Origin of the sequence: Mycolicibacterium palauense (genome assembly GCF_002592005.1) — a bacterium.
Taxonomy (GTDB): domain Bacteria; phylum Actinomycetota; class Actinomycetes; order Mycobacteriales; family Mycobacteriaceae; genus Mycobacterium; species Mycobacterium palauense.
Genome location: NZ_NVQF01000209.1, coordinates 1 through 718, shown reverse-complemented (window position 1 = coordinate 718; position 718 = coordinate 1). Strand labels below are relative to the sequence as shown.

Annotated in this window: 1 protein-coding gene; it reads left to right on the top strand. The window is 67.3% G+C overall.

Annotated elements, in window-relative coordinates; genetic code table 11:
• Positions 1-577, top strand: a 577-nt coding sequence (locus CSR00_RS29900) for an Rv1078 family RDD domain-containing protein (RefSeq protein WP_099025954.1), incomplete at its 5' end; no start/stop codon positions are given.
• Positions 578-718 lie beyond the last annotated feature (141 nt).

The following is a 718-nucleotide window of genomic DNA, read 5'->3' as shown; positions in this document are numbered from 1 at the left end:
CCCGCACCGGGCGGCCGGTGGCTATCCGCCCCCGCCGCCCGGTGCGGGCGGCTACGCGCCCCCGCCGCCGATGAGTCCCAACGCGATCGGCGTGCTGCCCCAATCGGCCTACACCCCGTGGATCACCCGGGTGGTGGCGTGGGTCATCGACTACCTGCCCTACATGATCATCGTGGGGATCGGTGTCGGCATCGAGGCGGCCACCCAGGAGACCGCCTGCGTCACCGACGTCTCGGAATACGATCTCGGCGAGTTCTGCGCCACCGGCAACTCCACGCTCGGGGTCGCCGCGTTCATGATCTCGGTGCTGATCGGCCTGGTGTACCTGATCTGGAACTACGGCTACCGCCAGGGCACCACCGGCTCGAGCATCGGCAAGTCGATCATGAAGTTCAAGGTGGTCAGCGAGAAGACCGGCCTGCCGATCGGATTCGGTCTGTCGATCGTGCGGCAGCTGGCGCACTTCGTCGACGCGATCATCTGCTACATCGGCTACCTGTTTCCGCTGTGGGACTCCAAGCGGCAGACGCTGGCCGACAAGATCATGACGACGGTCTGCCTTCCGACCACCGATTGACCGAGACGCGGCGCCGACTCGTCGGAGGTGGACGGGTCGGCGTTGCCGTGTCGCGACGACCGCAGCGAGAGGAGAGATCCCCATGACCGATTCGCCGACTCCTCCCGGTGGATACCCGCCCCCGCCGCCGGAGGGCGGTTA